We start from the raw sequence: 2227 nt of genomic DNA, 5'->3' as shown, positions 1-2227 counted from the left end.
GACGACCGCATCGGGGAGATCGCGCAGCACGTGGTGTTCGTGCCACGCACCCCCGAGCTGCTGGCGCCAGTGGTGGTGACCGTGCCGTTGCAACTCCTCGCGTACCACATCGCGAAGCTTCGGGGCTGTGACGTGGATCAGCCCCGCAACCTGGCCAAGTCCGTCACCGTCGAGTAGGCGCCCCGGCCGGACCGGGGGCTACCCTATGGCCGTGGAGATCATCGGGCTGGGTGTGGACGTGTGCGAGATCGACCGGATGGAGCGGGCCCTGGCCCGCCACACGACGATGCGGGAACGGGTGTTCACTCCGGAGGAGCGCGCGTACTGCGATGCGAAGGCCAGGCCGGCCGAGTCCTACGCGGCGCGGTTCGCCGCGCGGGAGGCGGTGATCAAGGCCCTCGGCGGCTACCGGGGCAAGCGGTGGCAGGACATCAGCGTGAGCCGGCATCCGAGCGGCGCGCCGTCGATAATCCTCGCGGGCAATGCGAAGGTACGAGCCGACGCGGGGGGCATCTCGCAGGTCCTCATCACTTTCACCCACGAGCGCGCGCTCGCCGTGGCGTTCGCCGTCGCGGTGGCCCGGTGAAGCCGGTCCTCACGCCGGCGGAGGCCGCGATCCTCGATCGCGAAAGCCAGGCCCGAGGCATCGATGCCGCGAGCCTGATGGAGCGGGCCGGCTGGGAGGTGGCTCGAGCAGCCACGGCGGTCGCCGGCGGCGTCTCCGGCCGGCGCGCCGTCGTCCTGTGCGGCAAGGGGAACAACGGTGGCGATGGACTGGTGGCCGCGCGTCACCTGGGGCGATGGGGGATCCGCACATCGGTTGTGATGCTCGAGCCGCCCGAGTCGCTCAAACAACCGGCGGCGACGAGCTTCCGGCAGCTGGTCGAGACCGACGCGCGCGTCCGGCCGTTCTCGCGGGCCACGCTGGCGCGCGAGCTGGGCCGGGCCGACGTCGCAGTCGACGCCATCTTCGGCACCGGCTTCCGCGGGTCTCCTGAGGGCGACTGGGAGCGCGCCATCGCGGGGTTGAACGATTGGGGCGGGCCCGTGGTGGCCGTGGACATCCCCTCGGGCGTGAACGGCGAGACCGGGTCGGTGGAAGGCCGCGCGGTGACGGCCGACGTGACCGTCACCTTCGGGGCGGCAAAGCTCGGGATCGTGCTCCTTCCAGGCGCGCTGCACGCCGGCCTGGTCCAAGTGGTCGACATCGGGTTCCCCACCGACCTCCTGCGAGCCGACGTGGGGCTGACCGAGGGCGAGGACGTGGCGGCCATGTTGCCCACCCGGCCGCCGGACACGCATAAGCGGGACGCCGGCGTCGTGATGGTGATCGGCGGGTCGAGGTTGATGACCGGGGCCGTGAGCCTGATGGGCGAGGCCGCGTACCGGGTCGGTGCGGGGCTGGTCAGCGTGGCCGTGCCGGAGGGCATCCTGCCGGTGGTGCAGACGGCGCTCCGGGAGACCACCTTCATCCCGCTGCCGGCGACGGACGCGGGGACGGTGGCCGGGCCGGCCGATCGCCTGGACGAGGTGGTGCGCTCGGCCGACGCCGTCGCCATCGGTCCCGGGATGACCACCGACGAGGAGACCACCTCGTTCATCCGGTCGTTCGTCCGGTCATGTCCCGTGCCGATCGTGGTCGACGCCGACGGCTTGAACGCCTTCACCGGCAGGGCCGCCGAGCTCGCCGACCGCCGCGCGGAGGCTGTGCTCACGCCGCACGCGGGCGAGTTCGCCAGGTTGGCCGGGATCACCGCGGCGGACGTTGGTGTCGACCGGGTGGGCCACGCTCGAAAGCTCGCGTCCGACGTCCAGGCCACCGTCCTGTTGAAGGGGAGCCGGACCGTGATCGCCTCGGCCGACGGGAGGGTTCGGATCAACACCACCGGCGGGCCCTCCCTGGCCACCGGCGGGACGGGCGACGTATTGACAGGGATGATCGCCGGGCTGATCGCCCGGGGCCTGGCGCCGCTCGACGCGGCCACGGCCGGTGCCTACCTCCACGGGATCGCCGGCGCGCTCGCGGGAGCGGAGAAGGGCGAGGGCGCCACGGCGGGTGACGTCCTTTCGCGCGTGCCGGGTGCCGTCGCGGAGGTCCTTGGCCGGTGATCCGGTACCGTCCAACGGTCGTCGAGGTGGACCTGGACGCCATCCGCCACAACGTTCGGCTCCTCAAGCCACCCGGCGCCGAGCTCATGGCTGTGGTCAAGGGCGACGGTTACGGTCA

Annotated in this window: 3 protein-coding genes; all 3 read left to right on the top strand. The window is 72.2% G+C overall.

Annotated elements, in window-relative coordinates; genetic code table 11:
* Positions 1–205: 205 nt before the first annotated feature.
* A complete protein-coding gene (locus VGW35_17350; protein ID HEV8309429.1) occupies positions 206–586 on the top strand; it encodes a holo-ACP synthase in 381 nt (126 codons plus the stop codon).
* Complete coding sequence (locus tag VGW35_17345; GenBank protein HEV8309428.1) at positions 583–2109, top strand: NAD(P)H-hydrate dehydratase; 1527 nt, start codon at positions 583–585, stop codon at positions 2107–2109. Before VGW35_17350 ends, VGW35_17345 begins: the two co-directional genes overlap by 4 nt.
* Positions 2109–2227: alanine racemase (locus tag VGW35_17340; protein HEV8309427.1), on the top strand; the 119-nt coding region annotated here is incomplete at its 3' end. The genes VGW35_17345 and VGW35_17340, both read left to right, overlap by 1 nt.

The organism is Candidatus Methylomirabilota bacterium, assembly GCA_036005065.1.
Taxonomy (GTDB): Bacteria; Methylomirabilota; Methylomirabilia; order Rokubacteriales; family DASRDR01; genus DASYQW01.
This window is presented reverse-complemented; position numbering and strand designations above follow the sequence as displayed.